Here is an 18962-nt window from a genome sequence, read left to right on the forward strand (position 1 = left end):
AAAAGAAGTCGGTGCTTTGTTTTTCAGCAGAAAAGCCGAATCCACAAGCGGATTCGGCCCTAACTCCATTCATTATCTTTTCTTGAAATAGATCCATCCGCTGGCGCCTAAAGTTACTATGCCCAGCAGGACCAAAATCGGTTGTTTGCCCTCACCCGTTTTCGGATAGATTTTTCCAATCGTACTATCGATCCAACCAGTGGTGCTTGGTGTTTGCGTGTTCACGTTTGAAGCAACGATCTTTCCAAGTACTGTCTTCTCAAACACTGCCCTGCCACCGCTTGGCCCTATGATAGTAACGATAACTTTTTGATCCTTTTTCACATCCAACTCTTTGACATCCAGAAGGATATTTCCATTTACATCTGATTTTCCTAATGCAAAATTCTCACTTTTTGCAATGGACACATCAATCGTCGCCTCTGCGATCGTCTTCCCTGTCAGCTGTGTATCCCCTTCATAAATATTCGCCAGCTTTGTTTCTTTCTTGATCTTTTCTGTTTCCGCATCTGCGGCCGGATTGGTTCCTGATTTTGCTGCAACTGTCTTCCAGAAACCTGCTGATCCGCCGTTTGGCCCTGTCACATTGACCACAACAGACTGTCCAGCCTGCAAATTCATATTTTGTACATCAATTTTGAACTTGCCCTCTGCATCAGAGGTTTGCGGAGCTTCGGCCTGCACAGCAATTTTTGCCTGCGGTACTGCTTCGGCTGCTTTCTCATTTCCAGCATCTGGAACAGCGACTTCAATCGTTGCATTTGGAATCGTCACACCAGATAAGTATGCATCGCCTTCATACAGTTCATCTAACTTAGTTTTTTCTTTAATCAATTTCGTTTCCGCTATGCTTGGATCAGGGACTGTTGTTGGTTCTGTCGATGAGTCCGACGTTGTGCTGCTTGTTGTTGGCTCAGTCGATGAATCTGACGTTGTGCTGCTTGTTGTCGGCTCTGTCGATGAATCTGACGTTGTGCTGCTTGTTGTCGGCTCTGTCGATGAATCTGATGTTGTGCTGCTTGTTGCCATCGCTAAAACCGTCATTGAAAATTCCGCTTTACCGCCATTTTCGCCTTCGATGCTCACTGTTAGCTTCTGGCCTTCTGTCAAGCCTAGCTGATCTATAGCAATCTTGATGTTTCCATCTTTATCAGCCGTTCCTTTCACCGGACCCATTGCGCGTGCCTTAGCTAGTGCAATCGTCACTTCACCGTTAGGGATCGTTTTTCCAGTGAAATAGCTGTCCCCTTCATGGTAATCAGCCAATTCGGTCTCTGCTTTTATCTTTTCAGTTTCTTCTGCCGCTGGATCGATTGCCGCTAACGTTTTGCGCCCTTCGATGGCAGCCGAAACTTTCTTGCCATTTGCTTCCAAATCTTCGATATACCCGATAAATGTTTCTGTATCAGGGTCTAAGGCACCAACCAGATTCGCATTGGTGAATTCAGAGAACCCATCGCCTCCGCCATATAGGAAGTCGTTGATGATCAATTTATAGGTTTCATTCGCCTTAAGCGCTGTGCCGTCTGATTTTGTTAACTCTTTAACCACATAAGGATGGTCTGCGTCACTGGCATCAGGATTTTTTTCTACTGTATATTTTAAACCAGAGACTTGAAGGAAATACTTACTGCTCTGCTGATTCAACACATTTTCGATTTGCTGTCCTGTCATTTCGACGATCTGCATGATATTCCCAAAGGGTTGAACAGCCTGCGCGGCGCCCCAAGTAATCGATGAGTCTGACTTCACCTTTAAATCATCTCGGATACCGCCGTTATTCGTCATGGCAAAATCAACCGGCTGTCCTTTTTTCTCAGCCATGTATACTTGCGCGTCTGTCACAAGATTACCGACAGGAGATTCTCCCATCTCGTTGGCTGTTCGAGTGATGTCTTCTGCTTTATCGGCCGTTCCGATTTTTTTGTCGGTCACTTCTTTCACGCGACTGTCCGCATCCGCGACAATTCCTTGTACCGCTGAGTCAGGTGTAATGCCATCAGCTGGAATCACTGGACTAACTGTTGCTTTTGGTGTGGTCGCAAAGTCTTGTGTAGTTGTATCGTATTCTCCCTGCAAATCGATATAACCTTTACCTTGTGAAGTTGATTGAACGATTCGGGTATTTCCAACAACCCCATTCGTATAGACATGATTATGTCCAGCAAAGAACGCATCCACGCTGTTATTCGGATTCGCTTGATTCACTTTGTTCATAATCTCAGCGGTCTCTCCACTGACACTTTCACCAGCGCCTTGGACAGATGGTGTATGACCAAGTACAACGATCGCATTCACTTTTTGATCAACTAACTCCTTGGAATACTTCGCGATTTCTTCCGCTGGATCAGTAAACGTATAATCCTTATGATGTTCAGCTAAAACCAAATTGGGAATCTCAGTCGTAACAACACCAATAAATCCGATGTTTATTGGTTCCGATTCAGTCCCAACATTTTTGATAATATACGGCCGCCAACCAAAAGGAATACTACCATTTTCCTCATGAACATTTGCGATGACGATATCAAAGCCGCCCATTAATTGTTCCTGGGGATAGTCTTTATTATACTGATTCACGATGTCATAGAAGCCTGAACCCTCATCTGGCTTCGTTCCAGTCAGAATACGATTAAACTCTCCTAATCCTTCATCAAATTCGTGGTTTCCTAACGTTCCAACGTCAAATTTCATTTGATTTAGAATTCGCATCGTTGGCTGATCCTGCAGCAAACCAGAATTGGCAGGACTTGCGCCCACCATGTCGCCGGCCTGGACACGAAGACTTTTCCCTTCATTATTATCAGCCAGAAACTTCGATTCTGCCTGATTGAAGTATCCGGCTAATAACGCTGCGGTTCCAGCGCCAGATATTTTTGAGCCGTCTGCACCATAGTAACTTCCCGTGGTACTCAACGCACCGTGAAAATCATTGATCCCCAACATTTGGATTGGAATAGTTGTTGCGTCCTTAGGTGCTTCTTCCTCAGCGGAACTGCTCTCAGTGGTGGCTTCTGCTGATTGACTGCTCGTATCCTCACTGCTTGCAACGCTGGTGGTGCTATCTATTGTTTTACTCGCTTGACTGCTTATCGAACTATTCAGCTCACTGGTGATCGTTTCCGCTGCCGCTAAGCCTGACGGCAAAGTAAAACCTAAAACTGTAAATAATGTTACCGCACTTTTTATGACACTCGACCTTTTCAAAAAATCATCTCCTTCAGTTTGAAACGCTTACAAATGAAATGATAACAATCCTTCACGAAATATTCAAACTTTATTCTCATTTTCTGCTATTTCAACAAAAAAAGACAGAAATTAACGTTAAAAAGAAATGAATTTTCAATCTCCGAACCGATTGAACCAACTCGAAAAGCGCCGAATCTGCAATCAGATACGACGCTCTATAGGGATTCTTTTAATCACTCATTTATATGGTCACTAGCCATTTGAAACGAGGGTATGAAGGGTATCGTTTTTATTGATGCGATCTAACAGCTCGGGATTGATCCGATAGCCTTTGCCCCATAACGTTTGGATCGCCTTATTGGTTAGATTCGTCGCTTCAAACTTGGTTTTGATGCGGGTAACCGTACTGGATAGTGAGGCCAAGTGCGACTTATTGACGTCTTCATTCCAAATTTGATGACAGATCGTTTCGCGGGTAACCACCTTGTTTCCCGCGTGAAGCAAGATAGACAGGATCCTCGTTTCTGTCGTGGACAGATGATGCAGGACTTCTAAAAATTGATAATTATCCTCTGGATTCGTGAGTCCCTTGTGCAGGACATTGGGACGAATCAAGGAGACTTTATCCGATAATTGTACGTAGTTCCTATTCTCATAGGCATGCTCGTTTTTCTGCTGCTTCAAATTAGACAAGCACTCCCGCAATTCATCAACGGAGTCCTCATTTGAGATGATCGCGTGAAGGAGCTCCTCTTCTAAATACTGATGATCCATTTCAGTCACCTTGGCTTCTACCTTTCGAATGATGCGGATGGGCTGCTTTCGCAACAGCGGCACGAGCTCCATTACTTCTGATTCACAAATCGTTTCACTCAAAATGACATACTGAAAAAAGTTGAAAAACTCCAACATCTCGACTTGCTGGCGGCTGGTTTCGAGCATCCGCGCGGAACAATACACTTCATAATTCAACGCCTGCAGCTTTTGCTGAATCTCCTGCTCAGCTAAAATATTTTTCGTCAGAATCAAGATTTGATTCATGCTAATCTCCCCTTTTTGGTTAAACCCTACTGATAATCAGGCTTCCTTCGACTATTGAAGCACTATGTATCTGGAGAAGGGCTGTTGCTGCCCTCCCCGATTGCGTTTACTGAAACTCTTTGCGAGCGATCACAGAGACCTTCGGATAGTCATAGCGTCCTTTGATTTCTTCTAAATCCGGCACATTACTCTGGGCCAATTGATCCACTCGGCTCTTCAGCTCTTCATAGATGCTCATGATTGTTTGACGGGATTCATCGACTTCACACGAGATTTCTTTGGCTCGATCATGGATCGTCTGCAGTTCTGCCTCTGAATCCTTGACGATGCGCTGGGCGTCCATCTTCGCCTTTTCCACCATCCGATTGGCCTGGCGGCGAGCGGAAATCAGGACTTCACCGATTTCATGCTGCGAATGGATCGCCTCTTGCTTCAACTGCTCGTTCTCGTTTTGAAGCGTCGCAAGCTGTTGTTGCAGCTTTTCGATGTGATCGCTTTCGATCACAGACTCCTGATGCTTCTGTTCCGCGATGACTTGCTGAACAAGCTCTTCCTTTTCCAGAATTTGTTGATCCTTGTCTGCGATCAATTGATCCAGCTGGACCACCAATTCTTCCTTTTTCTCCAGATCAGCAGCGAGCGTAGCCATTTCGCGCTCGATTTGCTGAACCGTCTCTTGATATTGGCGTTCGCCTTCTTTTTGACTCATGGCGAACGCATGAATCTGCTGCTTGGCCTCTTTCAGCTCCTCTTCGACGGTCTGATGATCTTCCAAAGCGGCTTTCAAGTTCGCTATCTCTTCCTCCGCCTGATCTAATTGTTCCTTCAAATAGCCCGTCTCTTTATTCTCTTGCAAGCGCTGGATCTCTTGCCGATTTCGTCGAATTTCAGATTCCAGGTCTTGGATCTGGCGACGATTCTCGGCCTTTTCCTCTCCTGTTCGCAGAAGCGCCTGCTTGTATTTGTCATTTTCCTTGAGTAAGCGCTGCTTCTCCAGTCCATGTTCCTTTTTGCCTTGTTCGATCAAGCCATCCTTTTCGGTGATTAACCGTTTCAGCTCCGCAAGCTCTTCACTTTGCTTTTTGGCCGGACCTTCCGCTGGGGGATTTGGTTGTTCGTCAATCATGATCTCTTCTTCTGGAACAGAATTGATTTCGTCGATGATATTCTTATTGAAAAACCAGCCATTCTTCTTTTGTTGTGCGTTCATACTGACTCCCACTCCTCTTTTTTTTACTCTTCTTCTTGGATCAATGAAAATTCTTCGTCGGCTTTCTCACGAGAAAATGTACAGCTATAGGTCTTTTTCTTGTTCTTATCATTCATCAGGTTCATCTGGAAGGTGATCTGGGTCAATTTGGAAATATCCTTCGCTTCCTTAGCGAAGGCTTTGACGTTGTCCTTGATTTGTTGACGATTCTCCTCACTGCCAGAATCACCAGCCAACGCGATATTCAGTGTCTGTGTCGGAATGTCCAACACGATCAAGGTGGTAGACAACCCGAAATACGGGCTCACCTTCGTGGATAGGTCACTCTCGATCTCGTATTGCTTCTCACGATTTTCGTCTGAGAATAGCTTCTCCCATGGATACTCCTTTAACCCGATACCCTTCGCCGGGTAAGCTTTGATAGGCATTTTGTTGATCAGTTGCTTCTGTTCTTTTTTTAACGTATACAGCTCGTCTTTTAACTGATTGGTTCGTTCCGTAACGACATGCAGCTGATCCTCCATTTGAAACAGTCCGTAGGTAGTCAACAACAGGCCTGCCGATAAAAAAAGCGTGAGGAATAACAAGGCTGACACGTGCTTTTCCTGTTCGACTTGTTTGACATATTCCAGCTTTCTCTGGAAGGATAACGGCGTATTCGGCGGTACCTGAAGCCGCTGCAGCTGCACCTTGATGATCATTCGTCGAAACCAAACAATGAGTATCAAGATGACCAGTGCGATACTTAGCCAATTTATGATCAAAATGTTCGTATCCCCTTTTCTCTCTCTAGTTTCGTTTCACTGCTAATCAAAATAATCGGACAGTTTCTGATCCTGTTTGTTTTTCTTTATCTCTTTTAACAGCGTTCCGTTCGATAAGGCCTCGACCTTAAATTCCAGATCATCATAGATCGAAAGCACATTCTTCCGTGATTCCGAGACTTCGATCAGAATTTTTTTCGCCCGGTTGCTGATGTTTTCTAATTCCAATTCCGCTGAGCTGATCATGTGCTTTGCTTCCACCTGTGCTTCTTCCACGGTACGGTTCGCCTGCTTCTTCGCTGAGATTAGTACCTCCCCGATTTCCTGTTGGGATTGCAGGACTTCTTTTTTGAGCTGCTCGTTCTTTTCCACCAGCTCATCGACTTGCTTCTTCGCTTGGATCAGCTCAAGACTTTCTTCATTGGCCTTTTGTTCTCGCAGCTTGCTTAATTCGATCTGCGCATCTGCCAAGCGACTCGCCAGCCGCTCTTTTTCAGCTTCCAGCTGCTCCAATACACTCGTCTTTTCTTCCAGCTTCGCAATCTCTTCGTGAGCATCGAACAGGGCGCTGTTAAGGGCTTCTTTCTCGGCTGCTAACTGCTCCATATTTTCAGTGGTTTCTTCTGAATCTTGTACATATTCCTCTGGCATTTGCCCTTGTTCCCCAACATCCATGTGTGATTCCTCCAATGCATTTTTAAGCTTTTGAGCGACTTGTTCCTTTAGCTGTTGAATCGTCTGCCGGTACTTGGCGTTGTCTTCTCTGAGACGTGTCAGCTCAGCGTCAATTTCTTGTTCCTTTTCCTCCAACAGTTCAAGCAAGGTGTCATTCTCCTCGCGAAGCTCGCTTAGTTTCGTTTCGCTCTTTTGATTGATGGTATGTAACTGTTGATAGTCTTGTTCCAATTCGCTGTACTGTACTTCCAGCTGCTGGACGACTTCTTTCGCGTTCGCTGCTTCTGTGCTGATCTGAGTCAGCTTTTTTTCTTTTTCACGATTTTCTGCCTGCGACTCCTGATACTTCTTTTGATACTCCTTAAGCTGTTGCGTCAGCTCCTTCAGATTCACTGCCGCGGCTTCTTTTTCTGCCTCTTCATTTCTGATTCGCTCCACCGTTGATTCGAATTCTTTTTCTTTCTCTTCTAATTGTTGCTGGAGCTGAGCGATCGTTGACTCGGTTTCTTTCTTTTCCTCATGGAGTTCGGTAAGCTTCGTCTGCCACTCCTCGTCTCGTTCACTCAATTCCTCTGACCGTCTCGTCTGTTCCAAGGCAAGCATTTCTTCCAACGCTTCCTTTTCAGCCTCTAATTGATGAATGCTGGTTTGCGCTTCTTCCTTTAACCGTGCTAGTTCTTCCTGCATCTGCTGGAGTGCTTGATGCGCAAGCATTTCTTCCGTTTCTTGTTGCTGCTCTTGTTCATCTGCGACAGATTCAGGCGGCTGCTTGGTGACAGCTTCCTGTTCCTGGATCAGCTCGTCTAAATCAGATTCAGACTGTTCTTCAGCCCCCAACTCAAACGGCTCATGAAGCCGATGGGTTTCGTTGTATCGTTCTTCCGCCTTCAACTCTTCTTCGGTAATATCGTTGATAAATTCCTTCAACGCATTCGTAGACAGCCATTTTCGTTTTTTCTTATTCTCTGCCATTAGCCTTTCTCACCATCATTCTTTAGATTCTGCTCGGAAACATTCTTTTTGTTGAACACACCCTCACCGTTTTCACGAAAATAGTTCACGCTATATACAACTTTTTTCTCTTTTCCAACGGATGCATTCATCCGAACATGAATAGCCGTCAGCTCAGATACTCCTTCTGCTTCCTTCGCAAAACGATCAATATTTTTTTGAATCGTTTCTTTACTGGCCTCGTCCTCCATTTGTCCCTTCAATTGAAGAGACATTGTTTTCGGCTCGGACAATGAAACACTCGTCTCGACAGAACCAAAATAAGGCATCGTCTGTCGGGTAATCTCGGCTTCCATTTGATTTTGCAGTGTTGAATCTTTCACTTCTGAAGCTAATTTATCCCACTCATACGTTTTTAGCCCGATCCCATCTTCTGGATAGTTCTTCAAGGGGATGCTTAGGATAAGTTGTTCCTGTCGGTGCTCCATCCCTTCGACACGCTTTTCTAATTGAATATTCTTTCTTTTTAGTTTCTGATGATCCTCCGCCAAAAGGAGAAATGAACCAATAAACAATACTAAGGCAACACCAGTCACTAGCGAGGTAAGCAGTAAGTAACGAATATGTCTCGCCTGTTCAAGCTTTCTTAAGTAGTTGACCTTTCGACGAAACAAAGGCGATTGATCCGGTTCCTTTTGAATCGCGGCGAATCGTAAGTCAAAGAGTAGTCGTACAATGGTTAGAATAATTGCTAAAACAATGAGGCCTACACTGAGTATTCCTAGTAGATACATGATGCTCTCTCCTCTAGCAGAACCTGCTTCATTCACTATCCGCCTGCTTTCTGATCAATGATGGAAGATGGAACTGCACCGTCCCCTCGATTTCCTTTTTGTAGACAAAGCCAAAGGTACGACTATCCTTCGACACATCGATATGGTCGCCCGTCGTGAAATACAGCCCTTTGGGAACCTTTGTTAACTCCTGAAACTCCTCGGCGACAGCCGGAGACAGCTGAAACGTGTAGGTCGTCTCAAAATCTCCCTGCTCGCCGATGTTCAGGACCATCCGATCATTGCGGATGAACATCGGATCTCCCGGCATGCCGATCACCCGCTTAACGAATTTGCCTTCTTCTCCTTTGACAGAAAAAGCGATCACGTCATAACGATGGATGGGATCACGCCTTTTGACCAAGACCATATCCTTTTCCGTCAGTGTCGGACTCATCGAGGTGCCGGAGATCGGATGAAAGCTGTATTCTCTGCGCACCAGCTGGCCTGAAATGAACAGGGTGACCAACAATAAGAGGGTCAAAATGGTGAGAACGAGACTTTTTGCGATCGACCGCTTTGGCGGATGGTCTTCATTTTTTAGTTGACGTGAACGAACAGTTGCCATAAGTTACGGTGCTCCTTTTTTTCTTATCTTATAATCGAATTGGCTCTCTTTCCGCTAATGTTTGTTAAGCCATCTTACTGAAGCAAGAAGTAAAGCCGATAAGCTGAACTTCTTTTACTTTGCTTTGATATAGGAAACTTGATCAGAAGTAGCCAATGCCGTGTCAATCACTCGATACGAAATCACTGTACCGCCATAAACATTGCCTTCTGAGATCAAAATGCCTTCTGGTCGAACGACTTCCACAAAGGCTACATGCCCATACCTCGGATCTGATCCAGCAACGCCCGGCTTGAAGGAGATCAACCACCCAGCTTTTGGTTTCTGGCTTACTTCATAACCGAGCGCTTTTCCTTTGGTTGCCCACTCGCCGCCGTTGCCCATATAGTCATCAACGGTTTTGCCTAATTGCTTCACCCGATTGAAGGCGTACCACGTACATTGTCCGACGGGATAAGAGCCAGAACTATTGTAATTCACACCGTTGTAGTCTGGGTATTTCATACGGCTGCGGTATTCCTCGGGAATTTCTTCTTTGCCTTTGATGAAGACGCCAGAACCAGCACCGTCCGTTTTCACCTGATCGTATTCAGTCAAATGGTATAACGCGATAATCGAGTTTAATTTTTGCCCATAGGTCGTATCCGTCGCGTAGGTTCCTGTTAATGCGTTCGTTGTGCGTAAATAATTCTTCGCTTCAGAACGCCATGCTTGCTGGTAATATCCCGCGTTGCCTGAAATGCCCCCGCGCAAGAGTTCTACATAATCCCCTAAGGACGCTGCGTAGTTTGGATACTTACGAAACGCTGAGTTGATGGAATACAAATCGCCATTTCCTCGATCCTCTTGAGTTGCCATCGATACGGATTGTCCTTGATAGGTTCCTTTAATCCCAAACAAGTTATGATTTGGAGATAAGGATAACGTGCTAGTCCCTGATCCACTTTCTATTAAGGCTTGCGCAATCATGACAGAGGCGAAGACATCGTACTCTTGACCTAACTTGCGAGCATCTTCCCCCAACGGTTTCAATGAAGTTCTTCGCACTATCGTTTTCAGTAAAATTCATAGAAGCTGGATATTCCGCCAGGACCTGTTCCCCATATTCGGTCAAGTTCGCTTCTGGTAACTCTTGAGCTAGAAGATCGTCTTCCAAATCAATCGACGCCACTATCACTTGACGCTGGGTTTCTTTTTCTGTCTGTTCTTCCGTTTCTTCATTAGAAGCTTCAGTTGAGGTACTCTCTTCTGCTTCCTCTGTTTCTTCCTCAATTTCTACATCATCAACCGTCAGGTAATAATCATCCCCGATGTAGATTCCAATCAATGTCGTTTTATCTTTTTTCTTCTGGTACAACAAGCTGCCCACACTGATTTCTTCCGGCAGTTCTTTTGGTGTCCCAGTAATTTCTTTTTCAAATAAATCATGGTATACATCCGTTGCTAATTGTTTCGCGTTGTAATCCTCTTCCTGTTTCGTTCCAAGCTTTTTAATGCCTTCATAAATCACTGCCGCATGGTTTTTATTTTCAAAGCTGCGAAGTAATGGCAGCTCAAAACCCTTCAAATCTGATTGAGCGACTTCCGTTGTTTTCAGTTCACTTGGCAGCTTCAGTGCACTCGTCTGCGAAAAGGCCTCTGGTGCAGTTGGCGCGACAAATGAATTTGCTTGAACACTTGTCGTATTGGGTGTCACTGGAGCTGCCGCGGCAGGTGTACTTGGCACAACAGGTGTTGGCGCAGGTGCGACTGGTTCCTCTTGACTTTGATTAGTCGAGGATTGCGCTGGCACCGAACTGCTTGGTGTTGACGTACTAGGTGTCGTCCCCTGACTTGGCTTCGTACTACTTGGTGTCGTACTGCTCGGTTTTGTGGTACTTGAAGTAGACGAACTCGTTGAAGGCTTCGTCGCACTTGATGTACCACTAGAAGAGTCCGCTGTCGAACTTGTTCCGGTCGATGGCGCTGTCGTGCTGCTCTCAGACGGCACCGATTCCGACGTTGCCGGAGGTACTGTTTCTGATGGAACAGACGGTTCTGGTAATTCTGACGACTCCGCTACAGGAACTTCGGGTTCTGCAACAGGGACTTCCTCAACGACTTCTGGCACGATCGCTTCAGTTACAGGCGCTTCGCTGCTCTCTGGAACAGACGGCACACTTTCTACGGTTCCTGTTTCTACTATTAAAGAGGATTCGTTGGTCAGCTCACCGGCCTTCAACACCCCACTGCGTATACTCGCTAGTCCGCCAATAAAGACGAGGACTCCGCATACCCCCACAACTACTTTTTTCATGCATTCATTTCCTTTCTCACTAGTAAGGATCGGCTTCTCTTAAAAGAGCGATCGACTATCGAATCAGACTGAAAAATAAAATTGGCAATAAGAAGAACAGAAACATCGGAACCATTGTTTGAAGCGGCTCTGATACGAATTTCGCTGCAATCAACATCGCGAACTGTTGAAAGGGTGTGACCCGCCGTTGCTTCAACACTTTTTTAGGTGCCTGCTGATCAGAGGCGGTCGCCTTCACGCCGACTGCCTTTAACAATTGTTTGTCGGCACTCTTGATCGGTTGGACATCCGATAATTTCCCTTGCACCACGCGCCGATAGATCGTCCCGATGTCCCCTTCACAGCGAAGAAGCGTCAACGTTTGTCGGCCATCTTCTGTTTTTTCTTCGATATAGGAAACCTCAGTCTCCTCGACCACCTGATTCAGCGACACATCATAGGTATAAATATCCTTAAAATCCGTAATATACATTTTGTCACCTAAGGCTAATTGTTTGATCCGATGAAGCAGGACATCTTGTTCAAAAATATTATGGGCCAACAGCACATAATTGCCTTTTCCTAATTGTTGATCTGCTCGGTAGGTCGCCGCTCCAGTTAATAGATTCTCATTGGCGAGCCCTGCTAACACAGGCAGATCAATCTCAACCTTTGGGATTTGAAGTTTTCCGATTCCCCAATTATTGGTCGTTTCGTAACTATTTCCTCGTGCCTGCGCATAACTAGCGACATTGACACTCGCGATTTGTTTCTCGGCATAATTCGCGCGATTGACTTTATCCAGATTGAACGTACTCAATTGTTCTTCCTGTCCCACGTCCACCGCGCCAAGAGAAGTATCCTCTTGCATCTGAACGTAGCCGTAAGCCGCAACAGCGAGCACCGTTAACATCGCGACAAAGATCAGGATAAAGTAGACCTTCGTCATGGTGAATAATCGGCGAAGCCGTTTCCGCGCTTTCATGGCAACCAACGGATCATCCGAACGGAAACGCTTGATGTGGTAGCGATAGATCGACACCAAAAGCAAGAACAACAAGAGATTGATCGCTAATGTAGCGAGCACTACATGCTGGTAGCTCCAAAGATTTCGTTTCTTCACCCGTTGTTTTTGTGCTTCCTTGTATGGGATCCGATGCCCATTGACAAGTAAACGATATGTATTGATCCCAGGCGGTGTACACGTCAATAAGGTCACGCGGTCTTTGCCCTTGACGATGTTGACTTTGTCCGATTCACTGGGCAAAATTTCTTCAAAGGAATCAATTTTGTACGCCAAGCGTTTGCCTAAAATATTGATATAAAAAAGATCGCCTTCTTGCAGATTCTTCACATCGGTAAACAAGATTTGATTCTTTACGCCGCTGTGCCCTGTGATCACAGAACGGGTATTTTTCCCGCCAATTGGAATCGAGGTGCCTTCCAAATGACCCAGACCTTTATCCAAGGTCTTAAAGGAGGTTCCATGATAAAAAGGCATCTTTTCGATATCAATCGCTGGAATATCGATCGTGCCCATCACGCCTGACTCATTTTGGATGATGCTTTTATAGGCGAGGGGTTCCGGCAACTTGCCCTGTTGCTTGTCAAAAATATAGGAATTGTAGCGCTTTGCCAGTTCGTACTGTTCCGCTTTTTCCTTTTTTGACATCTTCTTTAACGCATGGTCATAGGCCGTACTAGCGGAGCTTCGTTCGCGATTGGCTAAATAATTGCCGACGATCGGATACAACAACACCAGCACACCCGCCACGATCATAAAAATGGCAAAGCCCATTACTAAGCGGCTGCGTTTGGTTTGTTTTGGTTTTTCGGTTGTCTTCATGGCGTGTCATCCTTTACAAAAATCAGAAAAGAAAGAGTAACCCAAAAATCGCGAGTTACTCTTTCGTCCTTAAAAATCAAACTTCTTATTTTTCATCACTCGAAAGCCGATCAGAGCCATGATGAAAATGAAGCTTAAAACGAGTAGCAGCGAGTGATACGAACCAATATTTCCACTTGTCTGGGGGAGTCGTTCGTTGTTGGCAGCGGTGACTGCCTTTTTCCCGCCAGCCGTGCTTGGTAATTTATTCTTCGGATCGTCTTTGGCAGAGGCCGTCTTCACCCCTGATTTTGGGTAAAGATAGACATCGGATAAGGCTTCGCCTGTTCGTTGCGGCAGCGGTAATTCTAAAATCACCGGCGCCATCGTTTCACGCAGCTGTGCATGTTCCTTTTCGATCACTCGGTACATCCCTTGTGCCAAGCCGGAAAAACGTGCAGTTCCCGTGCCATCCGTCGTAACAGTGGTGGAAAAAGCGTCATCTCCGACGACGGCTTCAAACTCCGTCGTCCCTTGAACTGGTGAGACCCGAGTCACTTCATAGGTGATCCCAGCGAGAGGCTCCAGCTGGTTTCCCTTTGAATCCTTGATCTCCCCAGCTTTTGTCCCATCTAAAGGCAATTGATTGGTTAAGAGCTCGGGATCTTCCAGCTTGTATTTGATGATCGAGATGGAATAGCCTGTGGTCTCTTCAGCAGCGACGCTACTCGAAGCGCCTGCCGTCACTCCTCCCAACAGGAGAAGAAGGCTAAAAGCCGTTGTTAAGAATCGGTTCATTGTTATCCTTCTCCCTTCCTGCCAGGTTGCCGATAGTACCAATAAAGACCTCCCATTCCAAGTATCCCCAGAACGCTGACTACCATGATTACGATGACCATTGGACCAGTTCCACCAGTAAATGGAAGATTGGTTTTCTTGTCATCTTCTTGATAGACTTTGATCGTTTGATTGCCTTCTGTGATCGTGACCTTGATTGGCGTCTTGATCAATTCGTAGCCATTTGGTGCTTTGGTTTCGATCAAGGTATGTTCGCCTGGGAATAATTTGACGAAGCTCAGATTCCCGCTATCATCGGTCACTTCAGTCGCAAACGGACTAGACGCATCCCCTTCGTAGACCTCGAACTCCGCACCCTTCAACGGGGTACCCGTCGCTTTTTCGGATTCACTAAGTTCTCCGTCACTATTCCCATCAATGGCCGTTCCAGAGACATACTTGAACAGACGAATCGTGGATGGCCGAATCAAGCCAAGATTGACGTGTTTCACATGATTCTTCGCATCGTCGGCACCAAGTCCAGCCACATCACCAAGTACCAGCTGTTCAAACGCATCGGTCTTATAGGTTGTCTGATCTGCTTTGGAGTTCAGACTCTCATCACTGCCGGCCTCTTTCTTCGTCACTCGAACTTCCCGCTGAACCACTTTGTCTCCAATAATGAATTCAGCGATATACTTGCCTTCGGGTAAATTCTCAAACAGGTATTTCCCATTCGCATCTGTTTTCACCAAGGAATTTCCTGAAGCATCGATGAATTTCTCACCAGTCAAACTTTCTTTCACCAGTTCTTTTTGATAGGTAGGAACTTCGATACTCGTCCGATACAATTTCACCGGAATATCCTTGGCCCACTCTTCGGCACCACCAGCAGGTTTGTTTCCAATTAAGCCATCTAAGTTGTCGTCGTACCAAGCCACACCGGATAGATCACGGCCGTAAACGCGGACAGAACTTGGGACCCCTTGAACATGTTCACTCAAATGTGAGTTTAAAGAAGTCGTATTGACATATTTATCACCCGCTTCTTGTCCTCTTGGTCGTAATGTTAGAGAAAGCGACATGTCTTCTCCTGGATCCAACTTGTCATATTGCACCAAAATAGCTCTGGCATCTTTTAATACTGTCATATCTGACCCCAATGGTTTCCAACCACTACCACTTAAGTTCACTGAATTCGGATTGAACCCCGGATAATAATCAGGACTCTCAGTATAATAAATCTTTCCTTCGACGCCTCCTGGTAATTGTTTCACTTGTATCAGCGAATAACTTCCATGAAATTTGGTGTCTCGTCCATCAAGGTTGTATGGTAAGATATCCAAGATACGAACCCTATCCATAGCAATTGGCGAGTGGTTTTTGAAGGAAATCGTATACGTAAAATCTGTCGGATGAGTATCCGTTGGATTTGCTGGATCGATCTCATTCCCACTCTCGATATATGGCTTATCCACAACCTTATCTACAACAATGACACCAGAATTCGTAACAGTAAAATCTGTCGTACTGGTTCGGAATTTTTCTTCTGAAGTATCTCGAATATTATCATCATCTTCTAACCAAACATCCGCAATTACTTTTCCTTTTAAAGCCGCCACATTATTATCAAAGTTCAAAGCGGAAGAAATGATCGATGTATCAAAGATTACTTTCGGATTATAGGTACTGCCTTCAGCTGTATAATCCAATACCCATGTCAACGTCCATGTCCCATCTCCATTCTTCACTTTTGATGGGGGGGCAATTGGTTTTCCTTGATAATCTTTCGCACTGTCATCTATATACTGTGTCTCTTTTGGAATAGTAACTGCAAATTGAACTTTGTGATTATTCTCAGAGCCACTTTGAACTTTTCCTTCGACTGTCCACCTGACTGTTTCATCTGGTGCATACGTCTTTTCTTCGGTCGATATCGTTGGTCGAATGGTCATTGGTACGATGTACAGAGTATCTCCCCAACTTCCTGGTGGAGAATGAGGGTCTACTTTAATTCCTTCTTCGTCATACGTTGTCGGTTTATAATCAAGTGCGTCTATATTCGGACATTGACCAGTTTGTGTACTTTTATCTTCTGCTAGATAGAACGAATTGGTTAACAAAATATTAGGATTATTTGCTAAATCTTTTACACCCACTACCCCTGATACTTTCAAAGGCACATAAACTCCTAAATTGGCATTTCCTGCTATATCAGTAACTTCAAAAATTGATTTTACAGCAACTATTTCTCCATTTTTCAAAGCCTCCTCAACAGTTTCATACCAATTGTATTTAGATTCAAACTGTGAACTTGTCCTTAATTGAATATCAGGTACTTTATTTCCAACCCCATAATAAGTTTTTAAAAATTTGGCAGAATCATTTCCACTAGTTATATTTATTGCAGTTGTTCTTTTAGAATCAAAAACAAAACTATTTGCATTCCAACGTCCATATACAGTTGCAGTTTTTGCCACTGGGTCAGTAAGTGAGGCAAGAAATCCCCCCCATATATCATTGTTTTGAGAAGTTAAGCCGTCTCCAGCGCTTGCATAATCTCTATTGGATATTGGGTTAGAACTTAAGCCTTTTCTATTTTTATCTTGAAAAGCTGCATAATTATGGTACTTACCTGGCCATCTTCTCGCCCAAGGAAACACCTCTTTTTTATTGATTTCCTGATCATTTCCTTCATAAGTGACAGAAGAAACGCTTAATTCATAATCGATATGACCTGGAATCCCAACTTGCTTTTCTAAAAATTCATATGGAAAAATCATTTGCATTGCTACAACGGAAAATGGTAATACATTTTTTCCCAATGAAGTTCCCCCAGAAAACAGCCATTTGTTATCTCCGACACTGATGGGCACGTAGTCTTTATTTTCTATTTTTATTTTATGTTCATTAGAATCGTTTTCTACATTTAAGTTTCCCGTGTCATATATACCAATCTGAGTGCTATACGGTTGATCTGGAGGATAAGTTTTTCTAGTATACCCGACTGGTGCTGGTAACCCGCTTCTTTTTACCTCTTTGTATGTTGATTCATAGGAACTATACTTGGAAGTAAATTTTTTATTGGGCATTGTTGAACCAGTAAATCCATCATAGGCAATAACCTCCATTGGCTCTGTGTCTGTTCCAATATTTAAAGTTCTACGCTCATTTGTGTTTTCATTTACATAAGTCATTTTTTGACTAATCTCATATTCAATTCCACCTACTGGATAAGTCGATCCTTTTATAGAAGTAATATCCGCTCTATCAGGCAAAGGTTTTAATTGAACATATGCAGCTACATTTGTCACCATTGAATACGGTTGATCTGTAGTTCCAGTTGTTTTCTTAAAATTAGACATCATATCTTTATTCCAAACTAATTTAACATCTACTAACGGTTTCGCACTAACATAAACCGTATCATTCAAATCCGGTTTTATACTGCCATCAATTACTTGGTTTATTTCTTCCGTTCCACCACTTTTCAATGTTGCGCTTTCGATTATCACGGTGAACTTTGGTTTTAATTGGTCCTTATTTACCCCACCAAAGGTTTCAATTGTTTCTGTAAAAAAAGCTTGCCCAGTTGCTGAGTTAGGCATCGTTGCCCAAGAACTTCGAGTAGATTTTTTCGTTCCATCTCCTGTATCTGTCAAAGTTCCGTTTGAGAATTCTGCAGTTTGCCGAACTTGTCCAGAGGAATCCTTTCGCCAAGCATCTGGTAACTCCATATCCAGACGAACACGCACACCGCTATATTTATCATCCATATTGGAAATCCCAGCAGTCACTCGATAGCTCACTTGGTCAAAAGTCCGGACAATATCATCATCCCCATCCGTATCATAGCCAGGGCCAGCTGTTTTGTCCCATATATCATTTCCATTCTTATCTTGACCATCAGGGAGGCCAGTAGTTCTCCCAATTGTTACAGTGACCGGAAAAGGTTTGTCTTTACTTATTGCCTGCGGATCAATCTTTGCTTTTTCTGCAGCGGGGGCTTGTGTTTCCTCTGTGGTTTCTTCGTTTTCAGTATTCGTTACTTCTGCTGGTTCTTCCTGTTTCTCATCAGCCACTGGTTCAATGACTTCAGGAACTTCAGGCGGTGTCTCTGTCAACTGTTTCGTAGCTTTAAACACCACGATTGGTTGCTTCGTGTGCGTATCTGTTAAGGAACGCAAATTCACCGTTTGTTCCTTTTTGGTCTTGCGAGTGATGCGAATCTTTTGTACCTGTTCTTTTTCTAGCTCAAAATAGAAGCTTCCTTTGTCCTCTGTTTCGCGAACTTGGTAATAGGGAAGCCGTTGATTTATTTCCTCAGTTTCTTCTGTTGTTTCCGTTGGTTCGGTTGTCTTCGTTTTGTCTTCCTTTTTTGCTTCTTGACTGTCGCTTGTTTCCGTTGTTTTCAAGCGCTCTTTAAAGAGTTTTAGTGCGTGACTCTTTTTCACGTCAGAGGAAGCCAATTGAGGATACGTTGTTTCTTTTCCTTCTTCATCCAAAGGAACGATCGAAACGGTGTCATCATAAGGCAGTTCATAAATATCGGTTTCCTTTGCCTGTAGGGTCAGCTCAACGGTTTCTTTCTCCGTCGTCAAAGAATCGTTTTGAACCGCTTCATTTCCCACTGTTACACTGACCATTGAGTCAGGCGTTGATGCTTTTAGCGCTTTTCCTTGGTAATAGAAGAAAAGAACTCCTATTATCAACACGACAGGAAGAAGGAGGGGGACCATGCGTTTGAGTTGGTTCGGTTTTCTCATCGTCTTCCTTTCCTTTCCACCATCTCCTCAAGAGACGATATGTCAGCTATTAAACAAAAAGAACTGTTCAATAGATGGATACGAAGGA

At 44.3% G+C, this 18962-nt stretch carries 10 protein-coding genes and 1 pseudogene; all 11 read right to left on the reverse strand.

All coding sequences use genetic code 11. From position 1 onward, the window contains the following. Window positions 1-72 precede the first annotated feature (72 nt). Window positions 73-3207 carry a 5'-nucleotidase C-terminal domain-containing protein gene (locus IGI67_RS08990; RefSeq protein WP_429957463.1) on the reverse strand — a complete coding sequence of 1045 codons (3135 nt, stop codon included), beginning with the start codon at window positions 3205-3207 and terminating at the stop codon, window positions 73-75. A gap of 234 nt (window positions 3208-3441) precedes the next feature. After that, the gene (locus tag IGI67_RS08995) at window positions 3442-4230 is read right to left on the reverse strand and encodes a helix-turn-helix domain-containing protein (protein ID WP_429957464.1); all 789 of its coding nucleotides are present in this window, start codon (window positions 4228-4230) and stop codon (window positions 3442-3444) included. 106 nt (window positions 4231-4336) lie between these two features. Then, on the reverse strand, window positions 4337-5440 hold the full coding sequence (locus tag IGI67_RS09000) for a hypothetical protein (protein ID WP_429957465.1): 1104 nt from the start codon (window positions 5438-5440) through the stop codon (window positions 4337-4339). Window positions 5441-5463: 23 nt separating this feature from the next. Then, window positions 5464-6204 (reverse strand): hypothetical protein, encoded by a 741-nt coding sequence (locus IGI67_RS09005; RefSeq protein ID WP_429957466.1) that lies wholly within the window; start codon window positions 6202-6204, stop codon window positions 5464-5466. Between the two features lie 42 nt (window positions 6205-6246). After that, window positions 6247-7851, reverse strand: a complete 1605-nt coding sequence (locus IGI67_RS09010; protein WP_429957467.1) for a hypothetical protein — start codon at window positions 7849-7851, stop codon at window positions 6247-6249. Continuing rightward, window positions 7851-8624, reverse strand: coding sequence for a hypothetical protein (locus tag IGI67_RS09015; protein WP_429957468.1), 774 nt, complete (start codon window positions 8622-8624; stop codon window positions 7851-7853). The genes IGI67_RS09010 and IGI67_RS09015 overlap by 1 nt, the downstream gene beginning before the upstream one ends. 28 nt (window positions 8625-8652) lie before the next feature. Continuing rightward, window positions 8653-9231, reverse strand: a complete 579-nt coding sequence (gene lepB / locus IGI67_RS09020) for a signal peptidase I (protein ID WP_429957469.1) — start codon at window positions 9229-9231, stop codon at window positions 8653-8655. A gap of 114 nt (window positions 9232-9345) precedes the next feature. Further along, a pseudogene (locus IGI67_RS09025) lies at window positions 9346-11527 on the reverse strand (glucosaminidase domain-containing protein). A gap of 55 nt (window positions 11528-11582) precedes the next feature. Further along, complete coding sequence (locus IGI67_RS09030) at window positions 11583-13352, reverse strand: class C sortase (protein WP_429957470.1); 1770 nt, start codon at window positions 13350-13352, stop codon at window positions 11583-11585. Window positions 13353-13421: 69 nt separating this feature from the next. Continuing rightward, window positions 13422-14129 carry a pilin N-terminal domain-containing protein gene (locus IGI67_RS09035; protein ID WP_429957471.1) on the reverse strand — a complete coding sequence of 236 codons (708 nt, stop codon included), beginning with the start codon at window positions 14127-14129 and terminating at the stop codon, window positions 13422-13424. Window positions 14130-14131: 2 nt separating this feature from the next. After that, complete coding sequence (locus IGI67_RS09040; RefSeq protein WP_429957472.1) at window positions 14132-18874, reverse strand: SpaA isopeptide-forming pilin-related protein; 4743 nt, start codon at window positions 18872-18874, stop codon at window positions 14132-14134. Window positions 18875-18962: the final 88 nt, after the last annotated feature.

This window comes from Enterococcus sp. AZ196 (assembly GCF_050498845.1).
GTDB classification, from domain to species: Bacteria; Bacillota; Bacilli; order Lactobacillales; family Enterococcaceae; genus Enterococcus_A; species Enterococcus_A murrayae.

Bases quoted from the DNA above. Each gene is read 5' to 3' on its own strand.
- IGI67_RS08995 (WP_429957464.1), bottom strand. From the start codon at position 4,230: ATGAATCAAATCTTGATTCTGACGAAAAATATTTTAGCTGAGCAGGAG.
- IGI67_RS09000 (WP_429957465.1), bottom strand. From the start codon at position 5,440: ATGAACGCACAACAAAAGAAGAATGGCTGGTTTTTCAATAAGAATATC.
- IGI67_RS09010 (WP_429957467.1), bottom strand. From the start codon at position 7,851: ATGGCAGAGAATAAGAAAAAACGAAAATGGCTGTCTACGAATGCGTTG.
- IGI67_RS09015 (WP_429957468.1), bottom strand. From the start codon at position 8,624: ATGTATCTACTAGGAATACTCAGTGTAGGCCTCATTGTTTTAGCAATT.
- lepB (WP_429957469.1), bottom strand. From the start codon at position 9,231: ATGGCAACTGTTCGTTCACGTCAACTAAAAAATGAAGACCATCCGCCA.
- IGI67_RS09030 (WP_429957470.1), bottom strand. From the start codon at position 13,352: ATGAAGACAACCGAAAAACCAAAACAAACCAAACGCAGCCGCTTAGTA.
- IGI67_RS09035 (WP_429957471.1), bottom strand. From the start codon at position 14,129: ATGAACCGATTCTTAACAACGGCTTTTAGCCTTCTTCTCCTGTTGGGA.
- IGI67_RS09040 (WP_429957472.1), bottom strand. From the start codon at position 18,874: ATGAGAAAACCGAACCAACTCAAACGCATGGTCCCCCTCCTTCTTCCT.